The following is a 20,071-nucleotide window of genomic DNA, read 5'->3' as shown; positions in this document are numbered from 1 at the left end:
GCAGCTCAGGCGGGGAGTCGGGATCGGTGAATCTGGCAGGAGTTCCCGACGGGTGGGACGGTCACTGGTTGTCGTAGGCGGCGCGGGCGGCATAGACGACGTCCATGTTCGATTGCACCAGTTCGATCAGGCCGTGCAGCCGTTCGGCGATCTCCCGGCCCAGCGGCGTCAGGTCGTACTCGACCTTGGGCGGGATGGCCTCGAGCACCGTGCGGGTGAGCATGCCGTCGCGCTCGAGGTTCTGGAGTGTCTGCGACAGCATCCGTTCACTGACTCCGTCGACCCGCCGACGTAGGGCGTTGAATCGATAGCTGCCCTCGGCGAGTGCGGCGAGAACCAGCAGCCCCCAGCGACCGGTGACGTCCTGGAGTGTCTCGCGTGATGAACAGTCGCGCGCGAAGACGTCTGCTTCGAGAGAGTTGTCCACCTGGTCGGCCATTGCTCCACGATAACCCAGCTGTGACCAGGATGGTTACTCATAGGCTTGCGCTTACTAAAAGTAAGTGCATACTGAAACGGTAGCGTTGAGAACGGCGCTTGGAGACGGAGGATTTGAAATGCCAACAGCGGTCACCGGTGCCACCGGCCAACTGGGAACACTTGTCATCGACAGCCTTCTCGATCGAGGTGTGCCCTCGACCGAGATCGTCGCAGTGGTGCGAGACACCTCGAAGGCAGCGGCCCTGAAAGACAAGGGCGTCGATGTTCGATCTGCCGACTACGGCGACCCGGCAGCATTACGGGCGGCACTGACGGGCGTGGACAAACTGCTTCTCGTCTCGGGCTCGGAGGTGGGCCAGCGGGTTGCGCAGCACATCAACGTCATCGACGCGGCCGAACAATCCGGTGTCCAGCTGATCGCGTACACCAGTCTGCTGAACGCGGACCGGAGCAACATCTCCCTCGCCCCTGAGCACCAGGCCACCGAGGCCCGCCTTGCCGAGTCGTCGGTTCCCACCGTGCTGCTGCGGAACGGTTGGTACTGGGAGAACTATGAGGCAGCCATCCCTCAGGCGGTCGAGTCCGGGAAACTGTACGGCGCGGCGGGTGAAGGACGCCTCGCCGCTGCGACCCGGGGCGACTTCGCCGCCGCCGCAGCCGCAGTCCTCACGCTCGACGATCAGGGCGGCAAGATCTACGAACTCGGTGGTGGCGAACGCCTCACCTATGCCGAGTTCGCCAAGGCCATCAGTGAGATCTCCGGCGCAGAAGTGACGTACCAGGACCTCCCGCAGGCCGACTACGCCGCCGCGCTGGAGCAGGCCGGCCTTCCGGGTCCGGTCGCCGCGATGCTTGCCGATGCGGACGCCGGTATCTCGCGCGGCGAGTTGGACACGGCAAGTGGTGACCTGCAAACACTCATCGGACGGGAGTCGACCCCGGTCTCCGAGGTCATCAGGTCGGTTCTCAACTGAGCCCCGCCACAGAGTCGCTCAGCGGATGATCCGGGCGTAGAGGTCAGCCAGCTCGTCCACTGCCTGTGCCACATCCATCGCCGCAGAACCCGATCGGCGTAGAGCCGCCGTCAGGGCAGTGGTGTCCAACTCGGACAACACGTCGATCGGCGGTGGATGTGGTAGTCCCGGCATCTGGCGCCCGTCGCCGTAGAAGTCGATATCGGTCGGTGGTGCAGAGGCTTCGTCAGGCTCAGCCGAATCGGCCGATGGTGCGTCCCGCAGGTGGGCCAGCAAGACGCCGAGTTCAACCCCCATCACGGTGAGCAGGGTGCTGGGCTCCTTGTCGATCGACGCCGCGATCTCGAAACACACCGACAACACGTGAATACAGCGGTCACTGTCGTCGGGGCACGTGCAGTCGACTCGCAGATCCGACGCCTCGGTCGGGATCACCAGCGAACCGAGCAACTGCGGTTGCTTGCCGCGCGTCAGGGCGACGAGATCGTCTGTCTTGCCTTCATGCCGCAGCATGGATACGACAGTGGCCGGATCGGCTGCGAGCGTGTTGATCTCCACCTCGAAGGGGTCGAGCTGGCTACCTTGAACCAAGGCGCTGACCCGGCCCGACCGCATCACCAGGTCGATGACGTTGCGGTCCCGAAAATAGCTGCGCGCCTTGACGATCTTTCGCTGTTCGGCAGTCGGCTCGACGGCCAGCAGGAAAGCCTTGGACCACGGCGTGAGGCCGTAACCGCGTTCAGGTGCCTTCTTCTTGCGGCTCATTCGCTCACCGCCTCATCATGCAGGCGCATCAGCTCGTAGAGATCGTCGTCGCCGGTGTCGGCGAGCCAATTCTCGCCGGTGGCCACGGTCATCTCCGACAGCTCACGTTTGTCGGAGATGAGCTGGTCTATACGCTCCTCCAGGGTTCCGACGCAGACGAACTTGCGTACCTCCACACGGCGCTCCTGGCCGATTCGGTACACGCGGTCGGTGGCTTGGTTCTCGACGGCGGGATTCCACCAACGATCAAAGTGCACAACATGATTCGCGGCGGTGAGATTGAGACCGGTGCCCCCGGCCTTGAGTGACGCGATCATCACAGGTGGCCCGTCCGCCTCGCCGAACTCGGCGACGAGTTTGTCACGCGCCGGGCGGCTGAGGCCCCCGTGCAGGAACGACAGGGGATGGCCCAGTCGGTCGGACAACCATGGTTCGAGCATGGTGCCGAATGCGGTGAACTGGGTGAAGACCAGGGCGCGCTCGCCGTCGGCGACGATGTTCTCGAGCATGTCCACCAGCAATTCGACCTTGCCCGAGCGGTGTTCGTTCCGGCGGAGGATGGGGGAGCCGTCGCCGAGATAGTGCGCGGGATGGTTGCAGATCTGTTTGAGCCGGGTCAGGGCGGCGAACACCGTTCGGCGTCGTTCACTACCGGGCTGACGGCTCTCGCCCTTTCCGAGGGCATCCATCAGGTCGTCGATGACGGCGCGGTACAGCCCAGCCTGCTCGACGGTGAGGTTCGCCCGAACGGTCAGCTCGGTCTTCTCCGGTAGATCGGAGATCACGCTGGGATCGCTTTTGACCCGCCGCAAGATGAACGGCGAGGTGACCGCCGACAGCCTGCGTACCGCATCCCGATCACGTTCGCGCTCAATGGGTTCGGCGTAGCGGTTCTTGAACACCGACGCGGTGCCCAGCAGTCCGGGATTGACCAGGTCGATGACCGAACGAAGATCTTCGAGCCGGTTCTCCACCGGGGTGCCCGTGAGGGCGACACGGTGACGAGCCGACATCGCCCGCACCGCTTTGGACTGGGCGGTGTTCACGTTCTTGATGTGCTGGGCTTCGTCTACCACGAGGCGGTCCCACTTCACCGCGCTCAGCAGCGCCCGGTCGCGCGAAGCGATCGCAAACGTCGTGATGACAACATTCACCTTGGCCGCCGCCGGTTCGAAGTGCCCGTGGGCAAGGCGGCCTGGTCCGTGATGGACCAGCACGGTGAGGTGGGGCGCGAACTTGGTGATCTCTCGTTCCCAGTTACCCACCACCGACATCGGGCACACCAAAAGCGTTGTGCGCGAACCGGCACCGTCTGGTGCACTTTCGCCGCAGATCAGCGCGAGCACCTGGATGGTCTTACCCAGGCCCATGTCGTCGGCGAGCACCGCGCCGATGCCGAGCGAACTCAGGTGCCTCAGCCACTCCATCCCACGGTGTTGGTAGGGCCTGAGCTCGGCACGCAACGATGCGGGAGCCTCGAGCGGCGGTGGGGCCAGTTGCCCACCGCGCTTGATGTCGTCGAGCCATGACAGACCTTCCACCCGCCCGACCGGTAGCGGCAGCCGGTCGTCTCCGTCGGTGACGAGGTTGAAGAGCTCACCCATGTCGGCCGGCTGACCTGACTCGGCCAGTGCCCGCTGCGTCTGGATGAACGCAGCCGACCTCGACAAGGCCGCGTTGTCGGCGCGCACCCACTTGCCGCGGATCCTGACCAGATCACCCTTCTGGCGCGCCAGTGCTTCGAGTTCGGAGGCGTCGAGAATGTGGTCGCCCAAGGCCAATTGCCATTGGAAGTCCCGGATCTCGCCGAGTCCCACCATGACAGCGCGAGAACGCGGCCCACCCTCGGGCTTGCCCCGCAGCGTCAGGGTCGGCCTCACATGGGCGATGGACCGAGGGAGCAGTACTTCGAACCCGGCGTCCGCCAACGCGGCGACTCCGGTGTCGAGCAGAGCCAGCACCGTGTCGGTGGAGAGCAGGAAATCCAGGGAATGGTGGTCGTGGTGGGCGGCTTTGAGGTCGGGAAAAGCGCGAACGGCTCCGGCGACCTCGGTGGTGATCTCATCGATCTGATGTGGATCCAGCCGGCGCAGCTCCACGGGTTGATCCGGACGGTCCATGGTTCGCCGGCACACCTGCAGGCGCCACCGGGTCACCAGGTCGGAGTCGTCGTTGTCGTCTTCTTCGGGCTCGCACAGCCGGAGTACCAACGCGGACTCGCCCTGCCGGAGGCCGTCGGCCCAGTTCGCCCACGCAGCCGCGGCGGACGCGGCCCGTTCCGCCGACATCTCAGGCGAATCGGTGTCTGGCAACAGGCCTCGGACCAGGCTCGACCGCACTGAAGTGGGGGCGATGTCGGAGCAGCGGATGCGGCAGAGGTGGTCGGTCATCTCGCCACAGAAGTCCATGATGGCGGTGGAATCGCCGTTCTCCAGGATCACCGGTGGCGCGGACGCGATGGCCGTGGAGAGCCAGGCCCGCCAGCCCGCCGTGGTGAGCGGAGCCCAGCGTACTGCCCACTCGCCGGCGACCCGGTTCACCGCCGGAGCGACGGCCCCGGCACTGACGAAACGCTCGGTGGATTCCAAAAGGAAACGGTAATAACGTAATTCGCCACCGACGGCAGGATCATCATTCACCGACCGCAGCAGGTCGCAGGAAGCCGCCGGGCCCAGTGTCAGCGATGAGACGTCGCGACGGGTGGGCCCGGGGCCGGCAACGGTGATGGTGCGCCGCAGTGACCGTCCCGACACCGCTGTGGCGACCGGCTCCGGTAGCCCGTCCGGCACGTGGCCGGTGCACGGTTCGCCGTTCGCGTCGGTGAACCACAACGACAACCCCACCCCTGAGCGCCACAAAGCGTGCGCCGCCGCTGTCGCAACCACGTCAACATGGTGGCACGCCGGTGCGACAGCCGATGCCGAGCGGGCCGCTGGTCACTTCCAGCGTGCGAGTACCTCGCCAGCGCGTTCGGCCAAAACCATCTGCAGGATCGGACCAAAGCTGACCCGGGCGACACCGAGCGCAGCCAGGGCTGCCTTGTCGTCGTTGGCGGGGTGACCGATCGCGTTGACCGGGAGAGGTAGCTCGGCGGTGAGGCGCTTGTGGACGTCGTCGGAGTGGAAGCCGACGGGGTAGAGCACGTCGCGCCGGCGGCGGCCGCCAGTTTCAAGCGGTCGATGGCGCGGTCGACGCGGTCGTTTTCATCGCCGACCTGTTTGACGAAGAGGTCGGTGCGGGCGTTGATCACCACGTGGGTGTCGGTGGCATCCGATGCTGCACGCAGTGCTCCGACGAAGTCGGCATGCTCCTGTGCCTCACGCAGACGGCCACCCTCGCTGTGCACGGTGTCCTCGATGTTCAGACCAACGGCGCCGACACTGAGCAGGCCATCGATCAGTCGCTTGGGGTCTTCGCCGTAGCCGGACTCGATGTCGACCGAGATCGGTACGTCGACAGCTTCGGTGATCTGCTTGATGCGGGTGATCAACTCATCGAATGTGATGCCCTCGTTGTCGGCCTTGCCAATCGAATCCGACACCGGGTGACTGCCCACGGTCAGCGCCGTGAAACCGGCGGACACGGCGAGATTCGCCGACCACGCATCCCACACCGTCGGGAGGATCACCGGATTTCCTGGCTGGTGGAGTTCGAGCAGAGTGGTTGCCTTGCTTGCGAGATCAGTCATGGTTTCTACAACTACGCCCGTCCGAGCGGCCATTCCATCGGTTCCCACATGTTGGACGATCGAACCGGCGACGTCCGGTTCTTGTGTGGTCTGCATCTCACCGAGCAGTCTCGCGACCCTTCGATGCCGAATTGACAGAGTGACATTTTCGCAGCCTGCTCACGTGTTGATTCGTACCGCCCACTAACTGCTTGGAGACGCCGCATGCACTTCATCCGGAGGTGGTGGCGGCAACCGTTCGATTATCAGTGGACGCTGAACTACCACCGCTCGCGCGGATCCCTGGTCGTCAACCGCCAAGCCGTCGGGATGTGGTCGTTCTTCTACGGGGTGGCCGCGCTGCTGTCGCTGGGGTCCCCCGGCCGGTCCACGCGACACCGTCGCCGCGCAAGGTGCGGTCGCGGTTGCTGCGGTCAGCAGCATGGTCGTCGGCCTGGCTTGGCTCCGGGGCCCATGGCCGTCCAGACGAGCTGCGCAGCTGTTCCTCGTCTACTGCGACGTGGGTGTCGCGGTGGTGCTGTTCACGTTCGCCGACCCGTTCGTCGCGATGACCGGCTGCGTGTTGTTCGCGGTGACCGCCGCCCACATCAGCGCATTTCACAGCCCGCGATGGCTGGCTGCGCACCTGGCGTTCGCCACGTCGACCACCGTGGCGTTGTACCTCAACGTGATGGTTACTCCCGGGCAAGACGTATTCATCGCATCCGCCCTGCTGTCAGTCTTGCTGTCGGTTCTGTTGTCGGCGCCGATCATGATGCAGTCCGGCCTGCTGAACCTCGGCCACGACGCCAGCGATGCGTTTCGCGATCACCTGACGCAACTCCGCAACCGGCGCGGCCTGGAAGTGGACTTCCCCCAGCTGCGCTACGACGGTCCCCGGACCTTGCTGGCCGTGCTGATGCTGGACATCGACGAGTTCAAGACGGTGAACGATCAGCACGGGCACCACGCGGGCGACACCGTCCTCGCACTCGCCGCCTCCAGACTCTCCGCGACGGCGGGTCCGGCAGCGCTGGTGGCCCGGGTCGGTGGCGAGGAGTTCGCGGTCGCCGTCACGGGCTCAGTCGAGCAGCTGGTCGATCTCGCCGAACGGCTCCGGATCGTGCTGCGCAACCCGCATGACGCCTACCCGATCACGGTGAGCGTCGGGGTTGCCGTGGCGGCGCACTGCATGACCAAGTCCGGACGCCTTCGACCGACCATCGCTCTGCTGAGTGCACTCGCGCCATCGGCTGACGCCGCGATGTACCAGTCGAAGAAAGGCGGAGGAGATGCGGTGACCTTTGCGCCACCCGCCGTCGAGCACGATCTGCCGCCGAAGAGCGCCGGGGTCGACCGATGAGTTGAGGGCACATCGGTGGTCGGTATTGGCAAGGGGATGACCATCGGCGGTGACCGCCGGCGAGGAGGATCGACATGCTCGACATCAACAACGCGTTCAGTGGGTTCGCGGTCAAGGACATCGAGGAGGCCCGGAGTTTCTACTCCGAGACACTTGGCCTCGAGGTCGAGGACGGCCCGATGGGGCTGCTCAACCTGCACCTGACCGGAAGCACCAACGTGCTGGTGTATCCCAAGCCCGACCACGAACCGGCAGTGTTCACCATTCTCAACTTCGAGGTCCCCGATATCGATGCGGCGGTGACCGCGCTGACCGAACGAGGGGTCGAGTTCGACCGGTACGACGACTTCGACCAAGACGAGCGGGGGGTCTTTCGCGGATCTCGAAACGACCAGGGTCCGGACATTGCATGGTTCCGGGACCCATCGGGGAATGTGCTTTCGATCATCGGGGTGTGACGGCCGGAGGTGACGCCGCTGCTTCGGCACCCTCATCGCCGGTAAGGTCCGTGAGTCGAACGGATGAACATTTCGCGATAGACGACGCGAGTTTGCGATAACCGGCAGAATGTACAGTGTGACTTTTCTTGAGTGGCCGGGTCGTCAATCGCAGCTCAGGCCAGTACTCGTCCGTCGCGATGCGCGGCCGACCGTTCCGCGCGAGATGACCGGGTTGCTGTGGGACCCCACCGTCGGGGGCCACCGGCCGATCCGGCCCTCTGTCACGCGCACGACCCGCAGCATCGCGCCCCGCGAGACACCGCGCATCTCCATCAGCGGCAGTGACCTGACGATATTGCTGTCGATGTCGGGGCTGCTGGGCGGAGTGCTCGGAGTGGTCGGGCTGATCGAACTCAACTCCTGAGCGCGTGCTCAGTGATCTTCCAGGTCGAGGGTGCGCAGGTTCATCCGCCGGGCGACCACATCGTCCGCGACGTCCTTGAGTGAGCGATCGTGCCGGAAAGAGAATGCCCGCAACCTGGCCAGCCCTTCATCGGCAGACACGGACAATTGGGCTGCCACCATGCCGGATGCGAGGTAGACGTCTGACCGGGAGAACCTGTCCGTGGTGTGGTCTTGTGCCTGACTCATATCGGCTGCGGCCGTGGCAACCCGGTCGTCGTAGTCGCCCTGGGTGGCGAGGTAATCGTGCCAATTGCGGGTGACCGTGTACCCGGCAGCCGTCGCAGTCGCCGTCGCGGCAGCGTACTCATCGGCACTCAACGCGCCGGCTGTGCGACGGTACAACTCCAGCACAGCCAGAGGCGTCCCTCCGGCGGCCACCGGGAAGGCGAACACGGCACGAGCACCGAGGCCGAACGCCTCACCGACGAATGTGGGCCACGGGCTCGCCGTTCGACTGTCGAGATCGGAGAGTAGCCGGGCGTCGTGGTTGTCGTAGGCATCCAGACACGGACCCTCGCCGAGCGTGAACTGCAAATCGTCGAGCTGCTGGGCCAGAGCGTCGGTCGCATAAACCAGGTCGCGAACACGGCTCGATGTGGTGAGGAGGGTCAGTGCGGCTCCATCAACACCGGCGGCGTGCACCACGTCCTCGCAGAGTTGTCCCAACCCCGTCGAGACGGAACCGCCAGTGCGTGGTTGGCCGGCGCCGCGGACATCGTGATCTTTCCCGCCGCCCACTCGATCTCCCTCCTTGAGGCGCGCATCTGTGTCTCTTGGCGAATAGCCGTGAGCGAGGATAACCAAACATCACCGGAAACGGTGCCGACGTGCCTGCCCCTCGGCCGTCGCAAGGGATAGGCGGCTGAACTTGAGATGTTGGTAAAAACGTTGTGACACAACGATATTCGTCGCGTATCGGTGCGTCTTGTGGTCAGTTGGGGAGGGCCGGCACCCGTTTGATGCGGTCATCGCCCGAACGTGCGTCGCCCCGCCCGTCGGTGTTGTTGGTGAGAAACCACAGCGAGCCATCGGGGGCCACGGCGACATCACGCAAACGACCGAACTCGCCGACGTAGAGATCGCGTGCGGTCTCGGGAGCGGCCACGGGTACCGCACGCAATCGCTCGCCTCGTAGATTGGCGATGTAGATGGTGTCGCCTGCGATGGTCATGCCGCTGGGGCTGGCGTCGTCGGGATTCCATTGCTGGACGGGGTCGATGTAGATGCTGTCGAATTGCTCGCCTCCGCCCTCCAGTCGGGGCCAGCCGTAGTTGCCGCCCTTCTCGATGACATTGAGCTCATCCCAGGTGTCCTGGCCGTACTCGGAAGAGAACATGGTCCCGTCGGCTGCCCACGCCAGACCCTGGACGTTGCGGTGGCCGAGCGACCACATCGGGCTGCCTGCTGTCGGATTGTCGGCGGGCACGTCTCCATCCGGGGTGATCCGCAGGATCTTGCCGGAGAGACTGGCGGGATCTTGCGCTTTCGGCCGGTCCTGGGCGTCGCCGGTGGAGATGTAGAGCATGCCGTCGGGACCGAATGCGATACGGCCGCCGTTGTGGGTTCGTCCGCCCGGGATGCCGGTAAGAATGGGTTCGACGGGGCCGAGTCCGAGACCTCCGGTTGATCCGGTCAGGCGGTATCTCACGACACGGTTGTCCCCGTCGTCGCTGGTGAAGTAGACGTACAGGATCTCCTCCCGCATGGCGAGACCGAGCAACCCGCCCTCGCCTGCGGGTGCGACATCAGCCACCGCGCCGACCACCCGGGTGCGGTCGCCGACGACTTCGAGGATGTTGCCGGAGTCGCGTTCGCTGATGAGCGGTGCATCGTCGGCGAAGACGATCGACCATGGCGCGTCGAGCCCGGTCACCAGGTCCGTCGGCGCCCCGGCCGGAGCGACAGTTGCCGAAGAGGAGGCAGGGGTGGTCGCTTGCGAGGTTGCACCCGGATCAGTGGATCGTTCGTTGTCAGGGGTGTCGCACCCGGCGACGAGCAGCGCACCCGCCACCGCCAGCGCGATGCTGAATCTATGTGTCATGCGCGTCTTCCGGTCGGGGAGGTACCGGGTGAACGCGCCTTGCCGACGCCGGCCGTGTCCGGTTTGGGCTCCTGTGAAAACCGTACCCGGACGCCGCGCCGACGCCGGCGTGCTTGTCAGTCCTCGAGCTTGAAGCCGATTTTCACCGTCACCTGGAAGTGGGCGATCTCGCCGTTCTCCACATGGCCGCGCGTCTCGACCACCTGGAACCAGTCGATGTTGTGCAGTGTCTGCGCAGCCCGTGACAGCGCGGTCTTGATGGCATCGTCTGAGCTGGTGGTCGACGAACCGACGATTTCGGTGACCCGGTACACGTTGTCGCTCATGCCAATCTCGATTCTGTTGGAGTGTGATCAGGCTGTGGCTCAGCCTCGACACCGAAAACATGCCGCGCCTTCAGCCTCCCGATGTTCATGAGGCCGCGCAACCATTACGGTGCCGCAGATTATTTCTCGGCCGGCCGCCGCGTCTCACTCATCGGCAGAATCAATAGCTCGCATCGGGATGTACCACCGCGAGCATGTCGCCGCCTGCGGCGAAACGCCGTAGGTTCTCGGCCAGCCATGGCGCCATGGTGCGGGTGAGTCCCGCGGACGGATTGGCCACGTGCGGGGTGATGATCACGTTCTCGAGGTCCCACAGCGGATCGTTGGCGTCGGGTGGCTCCGGGTCGGTGACGTCGAGCGCTGCGCCGGCGATTTCACCAGCCAGCAGTGCATCCCGCAGGGCAGCTTCATCGACGAGCGGCCCGCGCGCCACGTTGATCAACCAGGCATGCCTGGGCAGCGCAGCGAGCGTGCGGGCGTTGATCAGGTGCCTGGTCTCGTCGGTGGCCGGAGCCGCGAGGACCACGTGGTCGATGAGACCCCACACTTCGTCGATCCTGCTCGCCGGCAGCGTCTTCGAGGCGCCCTCGACGGGCCGGCCGGATCTGTTGACCGCGATCGCCTGGGCTCCGCAGGCCTTCAACCGGGGTATCAGCGACCGGGCGATGCCACCGGCGCCGATGATCCCGACCGTGGAGCCGTGTAGCGACCGCACAGCCGGGTCGATGGCCTTCTCATCCCAGTGCCGCAGGACCGCGACGTTGATCTGGCGAAGGCCCGCCAGCAAGAGCGCGAGAGCGTGCTCGGCGACGTTCTCGGCGTAGAACCCCGACGCGTTGGTCCAGATCCGCCGATCGTCGAGCAATCCCGCGCGCAGGAACGACTCGATGCCTGCCAGCCGCAGCTGCACCCATTCGATCGAGTCGGGCAGCGGCTCGGGGAAACCGTCGACGTTCCCGACCCAGACAAGGGCGCGCGCGTCCGCGAGGTCGGCCAGAGTGCCGCCTGCCGATGTTATGGCCTCGGACAGGTGTGAATCTGTGTGCGGCAGCAGAGCCACCGGGATGGGGGCGGTCATCCGGCCACCTGGCCCGTCGGTCCGCCGTCGCGCAATGCCCTCGCAGCGGTGGTGGCGAGCTGGTCGGCGATCTCGTTGTAGTGGTCGCCGGCGTGACCCTTTACCCAGCGCCACTCCACATCATGGCGAGCGCACTGCTCGATCAGCTCACGCCAGAGATCGCTGTTCTTGACCGGCTTCTTGTCCTTGGTGAGCCAGCCGTTGTTCTGCCACCCGGTCACCCACTTCATGATCCCGTTGCGGACGTAGGTGCTGTCGGTATAGAGGATGACCTTCGAGGGCTTCTTGAGTGCCTCGAGTCCTTTGATGGCCCCGGTCAATTCCATCTTGTTGTTCGTGGTCGCAGGATCGGCGCCCGACAACTGTTTCTCGTGGTTCTTGTACCGCAGCACCGCGCCCCACCCGCCCGGCCCGGGATTGCCGAGGCATGCTCCGTCCGTCGAGATCTCGATCGGAGTCGCCATGTCGATGTCGTCGGCCATGGCGAAGAGGCTACCGTCGCGTCGAGACCGAATGCAGCAGCCCGACTGCCGCACACCCGAGCCGGTGACCGCAGGCTCAGATCCCCGGGAGGTAACACGTGCCCACCTTCGACCTTCGTGACCTGGACGCCCCCGTGATCGGCGCTCCGATGGCCGGTGGGCCCAGCACGCCGGCGCTTGCGGCTGCGGTGACAAATGCCGGCGGTATGGGCTTTCTGGCCGGAGCCCTGTTGAACGGCGAGAAGCTGGCCGCGGACATCGAGGAGGCGAGGTCTCTGACGTCGGGGCGCTTGGGGGTCAATCTCTTTGTCCCGCAACCAAATGCCGGTGATCCGGCGCAGATCGAGGCTTACGCAGCAGAACTCGCGCCACTGGCAGACAAGTTCGGTGCTTCGCTCGGTGAGCCGCGATACGACGACGACGCCTGGGCGGAGAAGCTCGAGGTGTTGCTCGACCTCAAGCCCGACGCGGTGTCCTTCACCTTCGGATGCGCCACGGCCGACGAGATCCGCCGACTCACCGATGCGGGCATCTTCACGCTCGGCACCGTGACCACGTCGACCGAGGCGGACATCGCACTCGGCCGCGGAGTCGACGCGCTGGTGGCGCAGGGCCCAGGCGCCGGTGGGCATCGCGGGACCTTCGACCCCACCGCTGAACCCGCACCGGGCAGCCTCGACGAGCTCCTCGCCGACGTGGTCGGACGGGGAGTCGATGTGGTCGCGACCGGAGGCATCGCGACTCCTGAGGAAGTGAGCCGGGTACTCGCCCTGGGCGCACGGGCGGTCCAGGTGGGCACGGCGTTCCTGCTCGCCGACGAGGCGGGGACCAATGCCGTGCACCGCGCCGCCCTGGTGGATTCCGAGTTCACGACGACGGGAGTCACACGAGCGTTCTCGGGCCGTTACGCGAGGGGTCTTTACAACCGGTTCATGCAAGAACACGACCCTTCCGCGCCGTTCGCCTACCCGCAGATCCACCATCTGACCGGGCCCCTGCGGAAGGCTGCGGTCGCTGCGGGTGATCCGCACTCGACGAACCTCTGGGCCGGTACGGACTTTCGTAACGCCACCTCCGGTACGGCTGAATCCATCGTGGCCAGGCTCGTCTCGGCCCTCTGAGGTTGTCCCGGGCCGTTCGCCGATCCACCTGGATGGCTTGGTGATCTGACTTCGAGACCCAATGGATCTTGACACCCGGCGTTGTAACGTACAAAGTCAGGTGAACGCACGGTTACAGACGGCGGAGCCCGACGGCCTCGTCTACCTCCAGTGTACGGCTGTGCACTGAACTTGATTCGTACAGTCCCTGCGTTTTTGCAGGCAGAAGTCATTTCGTCCCCTTGTGGGTGCACGTGCGTTTACTGTATTTTTACTGAGAATCCTCGGATGAGTGGATTCGGCCCAGTGTGGTGTGAGGTGGCGGGGAGTCGATGTTGACACAAGGTGAGAACGTGCTGGCGGCGTCCGAGGGCGGCGGAGCGGCATTGGATCAGGTCTTCGGCATGAGTGCGGCCGCCGGGGTGGTGTCGGTGATCCTGCTCTGGGTGGGCTATCTCCACCGCACCCGGAAGATAACCTGGCTCGCGTCTACGGCTGAGTGGGCCGGGCGCCGCCTGAACCGACCGCCGTGGGCGGCACTGCCCATCTTCCTGTCACCAGCACCATCATCTGCGCGCTGTTCGGGTTCATCTGGGACGTCAGTCTGCACATCGGCAAAGGTCGCGACGAGGGTCCGCTGGCAAACCCTGCTCACTACTTCATCCTCGTCGGCCTGTTCCTCCTCTTCATCGCGGGGATGCTGGCCGTCTTCCTGCCGTACGACAAGCCCGGTCCGGCAGCCGTTCGGATCACCCGCACCTGGTACGCACCCGTCGGTGGCATCTTGCTGGCCGGCTGTGGCTTCTACGCCCTGGTCGGTTTCCCCCTCGACGACATCTGGCACCGCATGTTCGGCCAAGACGTCACCCTGTGGGGCCCCACCCACCTGATGTTGATCGGTGGCGCGGGGTTGTCGCTGATCGCAGTGGTGTTGCTCGACCGTGAGGGCCGCGCCGCGATGGGCGAGAATGCGCCGGCCGACGGGTGGGGCAACTGGCTCACTCGGTGCATGGCGTTCGGCGGACTTGTCATCGGCCTGTCGGTCTTCCAGATCGAGTACGACTTCGGTGTCGAGCAGTTCCGGCTTGTCCTGCAGCCCATGATGATCGCCGGCGCGGCAGCGTTTGCCCTGGTCGCGGTCCGCATGACGCTCGGACCCGGATCAGCCATCGCCGCAGCCCTTTTCGCAATTGCCATCAGAGGGATCGTTGCACTGGTCGTCGGTCCCGCACTCGGAGCACCGATCAACTTCTTCGCGCTGTACTTCGGCCCGGCCGTGGTGGTCGAACTGCTGGCCCTAACGCCCTTGGTGAGACGACCGGTGTTGTTCGGGGCTGTCTCCGGACTCGGCGTGGCCACCCTCGGTCTGTGGATCGAGTCGTGGTGGATCGATGCGGTGTACCACTACCCGTGGCCGACCGGGATGTGGGCAGAAGCCCTGGCCATGGCGATCCCGGTCAGCATCGCCACCGGTGTGTGCGGCGCTCTGTTGGCCGTCGTCTTGCGAGGCGAGCCGCTGCCGCGTCCCCGCCTCAGTGCTGTGGCAGTGGTGCTCACGGTCCTGATCGTCGGAGGGGCCGTAGCCAACGGGTTGCGCACCGAGGTGCCTGAGAATGCCAGCGCCACAATCACACTCACCGATGTGCCGAGCAATGGCGGTCGCATGGTGACGGCCGAGGTGACAATCGACCCGCCTGGGCTGGTCAGTGACGACCCCGAATGGGTGTCGATCCTCTCGTGGCAGGGCGGCATCGAGAACGACCGCGGTCTTTTCATCGATCCGCTCGAACGCGTCGGTGCCGGCATCTACCGGTCCACCGAGCCGGTGCCGGTGTCGGGGACGTGGAAAACGCTTCTGCGCGTGCAGGATGGCACGACGATGACCGCCGTGCCGATCTTCTTGCCCGCCGACCCGGGCATCAGCGCCCCTGAGGTGGCTGCGGAATCGACGATGACACGTGAGTTCATGCCCGAGATCAAGATCTTGCAGCGAGAGCGCAGCTTCGACTACCCGAGCTGGCTGTTCACGGTCGCCGGCCTGGTGGTGTTGGCGTGCTCGTTGATCTTGATCGCAGCGCTGTCGTGGGGTGCCGGCCGGATCAACAACAGGCAGCAGGAGACCGGGGCCCGTACGGACACGCGACCGACAGTGCAACCGCAGACCTGATGGGCGACAACAACGTCCAGTATCTGGCCGGCCACTCGCTGCTGTTGGCCGCGCCGGCGTTCTTTCCGGCGCTCATTCTGGTGATCGTGATCGTTGTCATCGCCGTCAGGGATCGACGGCGCGGCGACGATGATGGCTCCGGTCTCGATGGCGACGTCGAACGCGACTCCACCGAGCACGACGGCGACGAATACGTTCGCGACGACGGAAACGCCGGAGACGCCCGGGGATGATCGTTGCGCATGGCCTGGGCGGATCCGAGGACCTGCCCATCCCGTACACGTCTGTGCTCATCGGTGGGGCATGGGCTCTGACGTTCTCGTTCGCGGTGGTGGTTTTCGCATGGCGTACACCGAGGTTCGGTCCGGACAAACCAGGGCGGCCGGCACCGCTGTGGGTTGCTCGCTTCGTCGATTCTCCGGTGACGCGCACCGTGGCGGCGGTGATGGCTCTGGTGTTCGCGGTGTGGGTGATGATGGCCGGGGTCTTCGGGCCGGATGCGGACGACAACCCCTTCGCGGGAAGTTTCTACGTGCTTCTCTGGGTGGGCCTTGTTGTTCTGTCCGTGTTGGTCGGCCCGGTGTGGCGAGTCATCTCGCCGATCCGCACCGTCTATCGATTCGGTAGCCGAGTTGTCGGACGATCGCGTTCCGACCGCACACGCGTCTATCCCATGACGTGGGGCTACTGCCCCGCAGCCATTGGTTTGTTCGCTTTCGTCTGGCTCGAACTCGCCTCACCTGAGCCGGATTCGGTCCCGGCCATCCGGATCTGGTTGCTCTGCTACGTGGTCCTCATGGTCGCAGGCGCTGCCGTCTGGGGAGACCGCTGGCTCACCAGGTCCGACCCGTTCGACGTCTACAGCGTTGTCGCTTCCCGTCTTTCGGTATTCGGCCGTGACCGGGCAACTGGGCGGATCGTCGTCGGGAACCCGATGAATCACCTGACCACGCTTCCGATTCTGCCCGGCACGGTGGTTCTGCTGTCGGTGCTGCTCGGCTCCACCGCTTTCGACAGCTTCTCCGACTTTCCCCAGTGGAAGGACTATGTGGAGTCGATCGGCGGCGGAGATGTGGGCTCCTCGGCGGCACACACCCTTGCCCTTGTCGTCTTCATCGCGGTGGTGTTCGGAACCTTCACGCTCGCCACCCGCGCCACCGGTGGCGTGAGTTCGGCGCAACGACAAGCACTCCCGGGCCAACTCGCACACACGCTGATCCCCATAGTGATCGGGTACGTCCTGGCCCACTATCTGCAATATCTGGTGGAGAAGGGGCAGGAGACGTTCCTGGCTCTTGGCGATCCGCTCGGCCGAGGGTGGAATGTGCTGTGGCTCCAGGACGCCCACCCCGGTTATGTTCTCTCACAACACCCGACCGTGGCGGCCACGCTCAAGGTTGGGTTTGTCCTCGCCGGTCACATCGCCGCAGTCATAGCCGCGCACGATGCGTCGTTGCGACTTCTTCCGGCACGTCACCAGCGCACCGGCCAGTTGGCGCTGTTGCTGACGATGGTTGCGTATACGTTCCTCGGTCTGTATCTGTTGTTCGGCGGTTGACCGCCCGGTCAGGCGTAGCCGCGAAGATGATCAATCACCATTTCTGGCACCAGATCATCGTCGGCGCCGTTGGACCGCTCCGGGAAGTCGAAGACGGCCAGCATCATCTGCATGGGATAGGTCGGGGGATTGAGGCATCGCCGGACAAACGTGCCGTCGACGTAGAACTCGACTGCATCGGTGGTCCACTCGACCGCGTAGTCATGGAAGTCGCCCACGTCGATGGGCAGCACCGTCGTCGTGAAGTCGTCGACCACCGACGGATCGCGAAACGGATGCAGACCGGTACCCACCGCGGCAGAGGGCGACGAGGTGACGGTCTCGCCGAAGATCTCGGCCACACAGATCTCGGCGCTGCGCTCGGGAGCGTCTTCGAGGCCCACCATCCACCAGGCGAACATGGATCTGGGCGAGACGGTGGCACGCATCCGGATTTCCAGGTAGCCGCCCGCCGGCGTCCAGCCGCGAAACTCCGGTTGATGCTCTCGCACCACGGCCCCGTCGAAAGGCGGTTGCTGTCCCAGGGTGCTGCCGACAGCTCCGGATCCGTTGCCCGACTGGATGCCGGAGACCCGTAGCGGGGAGTGCTCGCCCGCCAGCCACAACGGCTGCTCCGGTGGGATGGACAGATGCAGACACGAGTCGGAGATCGAGTAGGTAGCCGCGGTGAGCGCTCGCGAACTCCATGCGGGCAAGTAGTGCGGCGACCACACGGCCGGGTCGAGACCGGGGTTGTCGAACTCCTCGGCGAAGGTCAGACGGCGGCCGCCGATGTCGGTGACCACGTGAATTACTGCCCGTCCGTGGAACCCTCGGTCCCACCCAGGGCGTGACCGCGGTTGATCTCGTGTCCGTGCTCGCCCGCCTCGTAGACGGCGGCTTGTCTCAGGAGTTCATCGGTCTCGCCGATGGGTTCCTCGTCTTCGAATGGAAAGGTCATCGATCCTCGCTGGTGATGGTCGCGTGCTGACCCCACCGTACGTCGCCAGCTGATGTGGCCGAGCGAAGAACATTCTCCAGGACCGAGTCAGGCGAGGACCACCGTTCCGTCGGCCTCGACGTGCCAGCCGGGGTTGTGCGCGATCTCCCAGATGAGGCCGTTGGGATCACGGACCTGTGCGTGGAAGATGCCACCGAAAGCGCCCGGCTGCGGTGGTTTGAGCAGCGTCGCGCCGGCCGTGACCATGGCGTCGGCGACCGCCCGGACACCGTCCTGACTGTCGACGTTGTGGGCAACTGTCGCACCGGAAATCGATGGGGCAGCGGCCACGCCGACGTCCTCGGCGAACTTGCCGGCGTCGAAGAACCCGAGCACGACGCCGGGCGCGATCTGGAAGAAGATGATCTCGTTCTCCACGTCCATCAGCGGCTTCCATGCGAGAGCGTTCACATAGAACTGCCGTGCGGCGTCGAGGTCGGCGGTGGCGAAGGTCAGGAAGTGGATCTGCTGGTCGAGTTGCACCCTTCTCACGCTAGGTCAGGGCGGCCACGGACTCGTGAACGTTTCGGACAATTGCGCAGACGATGTCAGCGGGAAGGGATCAAGTGCGGGAAGGGATCAAGTGCGGGATCACCCGGACGTAGACGACCATGCCGACCACCTCGACCAGGGTCTGCGTGACCACCACGGCCGCTGCCAGTTCGTAGCCCGCCGGTAGGGCAAGGGCCAGCGGGAGCACCACGAGTGAGTTGCGGGTGGCGCCGCTGAAGACCAGCGCGCGGCGACCGGGGTTGTCGAACGCGAACCTCGAGGCCACCCAGCGACCCACAAAAGCCATCACGAGCAGGAAGAGAACGTAGAACGGCACAACCGCGACAACGTCACCGAGACTGCCGGACACCTTCGGTATCTGCGACGCGACAACCACGAACAGCACGATTACCATCAGCGGCACCATCGCGGCTGTTGCACATGAACTCACCCGACGCGCGATCGGGAAACGCACCGCCAGCGTCTGGGTGGCCCACGCGAGCAGCAGTGGCACCACGATGAGGATCACAAAAGCCTCGACGAGAGGTCGCACCGCGATGATCTGGGCGAGGTCCGAACCGAGGAACACGGCGAGGTAGACCGGTAACAACAGCATCTGCGCCAGGAGCAGAAGCGGCGTCGCGGCCAGCAACCGATGGGCGCTGCCCCCAGCGAGCCCGGAGAAGACGATCACGTAATCGATACAGGGGCTGAGCAGCACGAGCAGCACACCGAACCGGACTGCCTGGTCGTCCGGCAAGAACACGAACATCGCCGCGACCACCAACGGGACGATGGCGAAGTTAAGCACCGCGACAGCGACCAGGAACCGGCGGTCTTGAAGCGACCGGGCGAGGTCACGGGTGGGGATCTGCAGAAACGTCACGTACAGGAGCGCGCCGAGAGCGGGGTTGATGGCCCAGTCCAGCGACCCGCCGGCGCCCGGTGCGACAAGGCCGAGAACGATGCCGGCACCGATGGCCGCCACGTAGATGATCACTTGCCGGCGGTCGAGGACCTCGATCAACGTCGACAGTCGATGACGCACTGCCCCTCGCTTTCTGGTCCGCACGATCTTCTCAGACGGCTGATCCGGCCCTTTGTCGGATGCGAAGTTCAGTCGCAGGATCGATAATTGGACCATGACCACTCTGAGCAACATCCCGCCGGACGAGGTGGAGCGAATGCTCGACTTCGCCCGGCGCTGGTACCCGTACGGCGGAGGGTCGGCCGACGACATCCTGGTGGAGTTCGGCATCGGGGAGAGGGACTACTTCGAGCGCCTCACCGATGTGCTCGACACCGATCAGGCTGGTAGTCACGACCAGTCCGTCGTCGCCGCGATCCGTCAGGTGTGCACCCGCCGCCTCGCATGACTGCGCCGGTGTGAACGGGGCTCCCATCTGCGTCGGACAGGAACTATAGAGCGGCTACAATTTTGCGCCATGACCTCCGGGCAGTGGGAGCAGGACTCGAACGAGGCGCAGGCAACGTATTTCGCCGCCCAGCTCGAGTTGTGGGCAACGCAGATCGAAGAAGAGCTGACCAACAACAAGGTGTCAGCGGAGATGCACTCGCGCAAACGGTTCGAGTTGTACGAGGTCCGTCGACAGATTGATGCACTTCGTCGACGATTTCCGGCCGCCTTCAGCGTCTGAGGCGTCAATGGTGCTCGCGCGACCGGGTTTTCGTGACACGCGGTTGCTACCTCCCTCGGTTGCGCCGAGGTCGTG

General features: G+C 65.0%; 21 protein-coding genes and 2 pseudogenes. 10 read left to right on the top strand and 13 right to left on the bottom strand.

Annotated features, from left to right (window positions below; genetic code table 11):
- Window positions 1–61 precede the first annotated feature (61 nt).
- Window positions 62–439: a helix-turn-helix domain-containing protein gene (locus W823_RS33355; RefSeq protein WP_023954499.1), complete on the bottom strand. Its 378-nt coding sequence runs from the start codon at window positions 437–439 to the stop codon at window positions 62–64.
- Between the two features lie 118 nt (window positions 440–557).
- Here W823_RS33355 and W823_RS33350 point away from each other — a divergent pair, with 118 nt between their 5' ends.
- Window positions 558–1,415: an SDR family oxidoreductase gene (locus W823_RS33350; RefSeq protein WP_023954498.1), complete on the top strand. Its 858-nt coding sequence runs from the start codon at window positions 558–560 to the stop codon at window positions 1,413–1,415.
- Between the two features lie 18 nt (window positions 1,416–1,433).
- On the opposite strand, the gene W823_RS33345 is transcribed toward W823_RS33350, so the two are convergent.
- From W823_RS33345 to W823_RS33335, 3 genes and pseudogenes are all read right to left on the bottom strand, one after another.
- The gene (locus W823_RS33345; protein WP_023954497.1) at window positions 1,434–2,180 is read right to left on the bottom strand and encodes an SWIM zinc finger family protein; all 747 of its coding nucleotides are present in this window, start codon (window positions 2,178–2,180) and stop codon (window positions 1,434–1,436) included.
- A complete protein-coding gene (locus W823_RS33340) occupies window positions 2,177–5,065 on the bottom strand; it encodes a DEAD/DEAH box helicase (protein ID WP_031331199.1) in 2,889 nt (962 codons plus the stop codon). The genes W823_RS33345 and W823_RS33340 overlap by 4 nt, the downstream gene beginning before the upstream one ends.
- Before the next feature lie 51 nt (window positions 5,066–5,116).
- Window positions 5,117–5,868: pseudogene (locus W823_RS33335) on the bottom strand (isocitrate lyase/phosphoenolpyruvate mutase family protein).
- Between the two features lie 421 nt (window positions 5,869–6,289).
- On the opposite strand from W823_RS33335, the gene W823_RS0127600 reads away from it, so the two are divergent.
- From W823_RS0127600 to W823_RS0127595, 3 genes are all read left to right on the top strand, one after another.
- Complete coding sequence (locus tag W823_RS0127600; protein WP_023954493.1) at window positions 6,290–7,210, top strand: GGDEF domain-containing protein; 921 nt, start codon at window positions 6,290–6,292, stop codon at window positions 7,208–7,210.
- Between the two features lie 74 nt (window positions 7,211–7,284).
- The gene (locus W823_RS33330; protein WP_023954492.1) at window positions 7,285–7,668 is read left to right on the top strand and encodes a VOC family protein; all 384 of its coding nucleotides are present in this window, start codon (window positions 7,285–7,287) and stop codon (window positions 7,666–7,668) included.
- A gap of 118 nt (window positions 7,669–7,786) precedes the next feature.
- The gene (locus W823_RS0127595) at window positions 7,787–8,074 is read left to right on the top strand and encodes a hypothetical protein (protein ID WP_152537960.1); all 288 of its coding nucleotides are present in this window, start codon (window positions 7,787–7,789) and stop codon (window positions 8,072–8,074) included.
- 8 nt (window positions 8,075–8,082) lie between these two features.
- Here the strand turns inward: W823_RS0127595 and W823_RS33325 are convergent, their stop codons facing one another.
- The 5 genes from W823_RS33325 to rnhA all read right to left on the bottom strand — a co-directional run bounded on the left by W823_RS33325 (window position 8,083) and on the right by rnhA (window position 12,042).
- On the bottom strand, window positions 8,083–8,853 hold the full coding sequence (locus W823_RS33325; RefSeq protein ID WP_023954490.1) for a GAF and ANTAR domain-containing protein: 771 nt from the start codon (window positions 8,851–8,853) through the stop codon (window positions 8,083–8,085).
- Between the two features lie 193 nt (window positions 8,854–9,046).
- The gene (locus W823_RS33320) at window positions 9,047–10,156 is read right to left on the bottom strand and encodes a sorbosone dehydrogenase family protein (protein ID WP_023954489.1); all 1,110 of its coding nucleotides are present in this window, start codon (window positions 10,154–10,156) and stop codon (window positions 9,047–9,049) included.
- A 116-nt stretch (window positions 10,157–10,272) separates the two neighbouring features.
- Window positions 10,273–10,482 carry a dodecin gene (locus tag W823_RS33315; protein ID WP_023954488.1) on the bottom strand — a complete coding sequence of 70 codons (210 nt, stop codon included), beginning with the start codon at window positions 10,480–10,482 and terminating at the stop codon, window positions 10,273–10,275.
- A gap of 160 nt (window positions 10,483–10,642) precedes the next feature.
- The gene (locus W823_RS33310; RefSeq protein WP_023954487.1) at window positions 10,643–11,560 is read right to left on the bottom strand and encodes a D-isomer specific 2-hydroxyacid dehydrogenase family protein; all 918 of its coding nucleotides are present in this window, start codon (window positions 11,558–11,560) and stop codon (window positions 10,643–10,645) included.
- The gene (gene rnhA, locus W823_RS33305) at window positions 11,557–12,042 is read right to left on the bottom strand and encodes a ribonuclease HI (protein WP_023954486.1); all 486 of its coding nucleotides are present in this window, start codon (window positions 12,040–12,042) and stop codon (window positions 11,557–11,559) included. Before rnhA ends, W823_RS33310 begins: the two co-directional genes overlap by 4 nt.
- A 98-nt stretch (window positions 12,043–12,140) precedes the next feature.
- On the opposite strand from rnhA, the gene W823_RS33300 reads away from it, so the two are divergent.
- The 4 genes and pseudogenes from W823_RS33300 to W823_RS33285 all read left to right on the top strand — a co-directional run bounded on the left by W823_RS33300 (window position 12,141) and on the right by W823_RS33285 (window position 16,867).
- Window positions 12,141–13,163, top strand: a complete 1,023-nt coding sequence (locus W823_RS33300; RefSeq protein WP_023954485.1) for a nitronate monooxygenase — start codon at window positions 12,141–12,143, stop codon at window positions 13,161–13,163.
- A 311-nt stretch (window positions 13,164–13,474) separates the two neighbouring features.
- Window positions 13,475–15,309, top strand: a pseudogene (locus W823_RS33295) (hypothetical protein).
- Window positions 15,309–15,542: a hypothetical protein gene (locus tag W823_RS33290; protein WP_023954484.1), complete on the top strand. Its 234-nt coding sequence runs from the start codon at window positions 15,309–15,311 to the stop codon at window positions 15,540–15,542. Before W823_RS33295 ends, W823_RS33290 begins: the two are co-directional and overlap by 1 nt.
- Window positions 15,539–16,867 (top strand): hypothetical protein, encoded by a 1,329-nt coding sequence (locus tag W823_RS33285; RefSeq protein WP_023954483.1) that lies wholly within the window; start codon window positions 15,539–15,541, stop codon window positions 16,865–16,867. Before W823_RS33290 ends, W823_RS33285 begins: the two co-directional genes overlap by 4 nt.
- Window positions 16,868–16,875: 8 nt before the next feature.
- On the opposite strand, the gene W823_RS33280 is transcribed toward W823_RS33285, so the two are convergent.
- The 4 genes from W823_RS33280 to W823_RS33270 form a co-directional block, all read right to left on the bottom strand.
- Window positions 16,876–17,652: a glycoside hydrolase family 16 protein gene (locus W823_RS33280; protein ID WP_023954482.1), complete on the bottom strand. Its 777-nt coding sequence runs from the start codon at window positions 17,650–17,652 to the stop codon at window positions 16,876–16,878.
- Window positions 17,653–17,657: 5 nt separating this feature from the next.
- Entirely contained in the window at window positions 17,658–17,807 is a 150-nt protein-coding gene (locus W823_RS58305; protein WP_023954481.1) for a hypothetical protein, read from the bottom strand.
- An 87-nt stretch (window positions 17,808–17,894) separates the two neighbouring features.
- A complete protein-coding gene (locus W823_RS33275) occupies window positions 17,895–18,329 on the bottom strand; it encodes a VOC family protein (protein WP_023954480.1) in 435 nt (144 codons plus the stop codon).
- 79 nt (window positions 18,330–18,408) lie between these two features.
- Window positions 18,409–19,482: an arsenic resistance protein gene (locus W823_RS33270; protein WP_023954479.1), complete on the bottom strand. Its 1,074-nt coding sequence runs from the start codon at window positions 19,480–19,482 to the stop codon at window positions 18,409–18,411.
- On the opposite strand from W823_RS33270, the gene W823_RS33265 reads away from it, so the two are divergent.
- Window positions 19,481–19,714, top strand: coding sequence for a DUF3263 domain-containing protein (locus W823_RS33265; protein WP_023954478.1), 234 nt, complete (start codon window positions 19,481–19,483; stop codon window positions 19,712–19,714). The genes W823_RS33270 and W823_RS33265 overlap by 2 nt on opposite strands.
- Window positions 19,715–19,783: 69 nt before the next feature.
- Window positions 19,784–19,996, top strand: coding sequence for a hypothetical protein (locus W823_RS33260; RefSeq protein ID WP_023954477.1), 213 nt, complete (start codon window positions 19,784–19,786; stop codon window positions 19,994–19,996).
- Window positions 19,997–20,071: the final 75 nt, after the last annotated feature.

Source organism: Williamsia sp. D3 (assembly GCF_000506245.1).
In the GTDB taxonomy this organism is placed as follows: Bacteria; Actinomycetota; Actinomycetes; order Mycobacteriales; family Mycobacteriaceae; genus Williamsia; species Williamsia muralis.
The sequence above is the reverse complement of the archived record's forward strand: the minus strand, read 5'-3'. Positions and strand labels throughout refer to the sequence as shown.

What these genes read in the sequence shown, in the direction of transcription:
- W823_RS33320 (WP_023954489.1), bottom strand. Translation starts at nt 10,156, where the DNA reads ATGACACATAGATTCAGCATCGCGCTGGCGGTGGCGGGTGCGCTGCTC.
- W823_RS0127600 (WP_023954493.1), top strand. Translation starts at nt 6,290, where the DNA reads ATGGTCGTCGGCCTGGCTTGGCTCCGGGGCCCATGGCCGTCCAGACGA.
- W823_RS33270 (WP_023954479.1), bottom strand. Translation starts at nt 19,482, where the DNA reads ATGGTCCAATTATCGATCCTGCGACTGAACTTCGCATCCGACAAAGGG.
- W823_RS33330 (WP_023954492.1), top strand. Translation starts at nt 7,285, where the DNA reads ATGCTCGACATCAACAACGCGTTCAGTGGGTTCGCGGTCAAGGACATC.
- W823_RS58305 (WP_023954481.1), bottom strand. Translation starts at nt 17,807, where the DNA reads ATGACCTTTCCATTCGAAGACGAGGAACCCATCGGCGAGACCGATGAA.
- rnhA (WP_023954486.1), bottom strand. Translation starts at nt 12,042, where the DNA reads ATGGCCGACGACATCGACATGGCGACTCCGATCGAGATCTCGACGGAC.
- W823_RS33285 (WP_023954483.1), top strand. Translation starts at nt 15,539, where the DNA reads ATGATCGTTGCGCATGGCCTGGGCGGATCCGAGGACCTGCCCATCCCG.
- W823_RS33290 (WP_023954484.1), top strand. Translation starts at nt 15,309, where the DNA reads ATGGGCGACAACAACGTCCAGTATCTGGCCGGCCACTCGCTGCTGTTG.
- W823_RS33265 (WP_023954478.1), top strand. Translation starts at nt 19,481, where the DNA reads ATGACCACTCTGAGCAACATCCCGCCGGACGAGGTGGAGCGAATGCTC.
- W823_RS33310 (WP_023954487.1), bottom strand. Translation starts at nt 11,560, where the DNA reads ATGACCGCCCCCATCCCGGTGGCTCTGCTGCCGCACACAGATTCACAC.
- W823_RS33355 (WP_023954499.1), bottom strand. Translation starts at nt 439, where the DNA reads ATGGCCGACCAGGTGGACAACTCTCTCGAAGCAGACGTCTTCGCGCGC.
- W823_RS33260 (WP_023954477.1), top strand. Translation starts at nt 19,784, where the DNA reads ATGACCTCCGGGCAGTGGGAGCAGGACTCGAACGAGGCGCAGGCAACG.
- W823_RS33350 (WP_023954498.1), top strand. Translation starts at nt 558, where the DNA reads ATGCCAACAGCGGTCACCGGTGCCACCGGCCAACTGGGAACACTTGTC.
- W823_RS33315 (WP_023954488.1), bottom strand. Translation starts at nt 10,482, where the DNA reads ATGAGCGACAACGTGTACCGGGTCACCGAAATCGTCGGTTCGTCGACC.
- W823_RS33345 (WP_023954497.1), bottom strand. Translation starts at nt 2,180, where the DNA reads ATGAGCCGCAAGAAGAAGGCACCTGAACGCGGTTACGGCCTCACGCCG.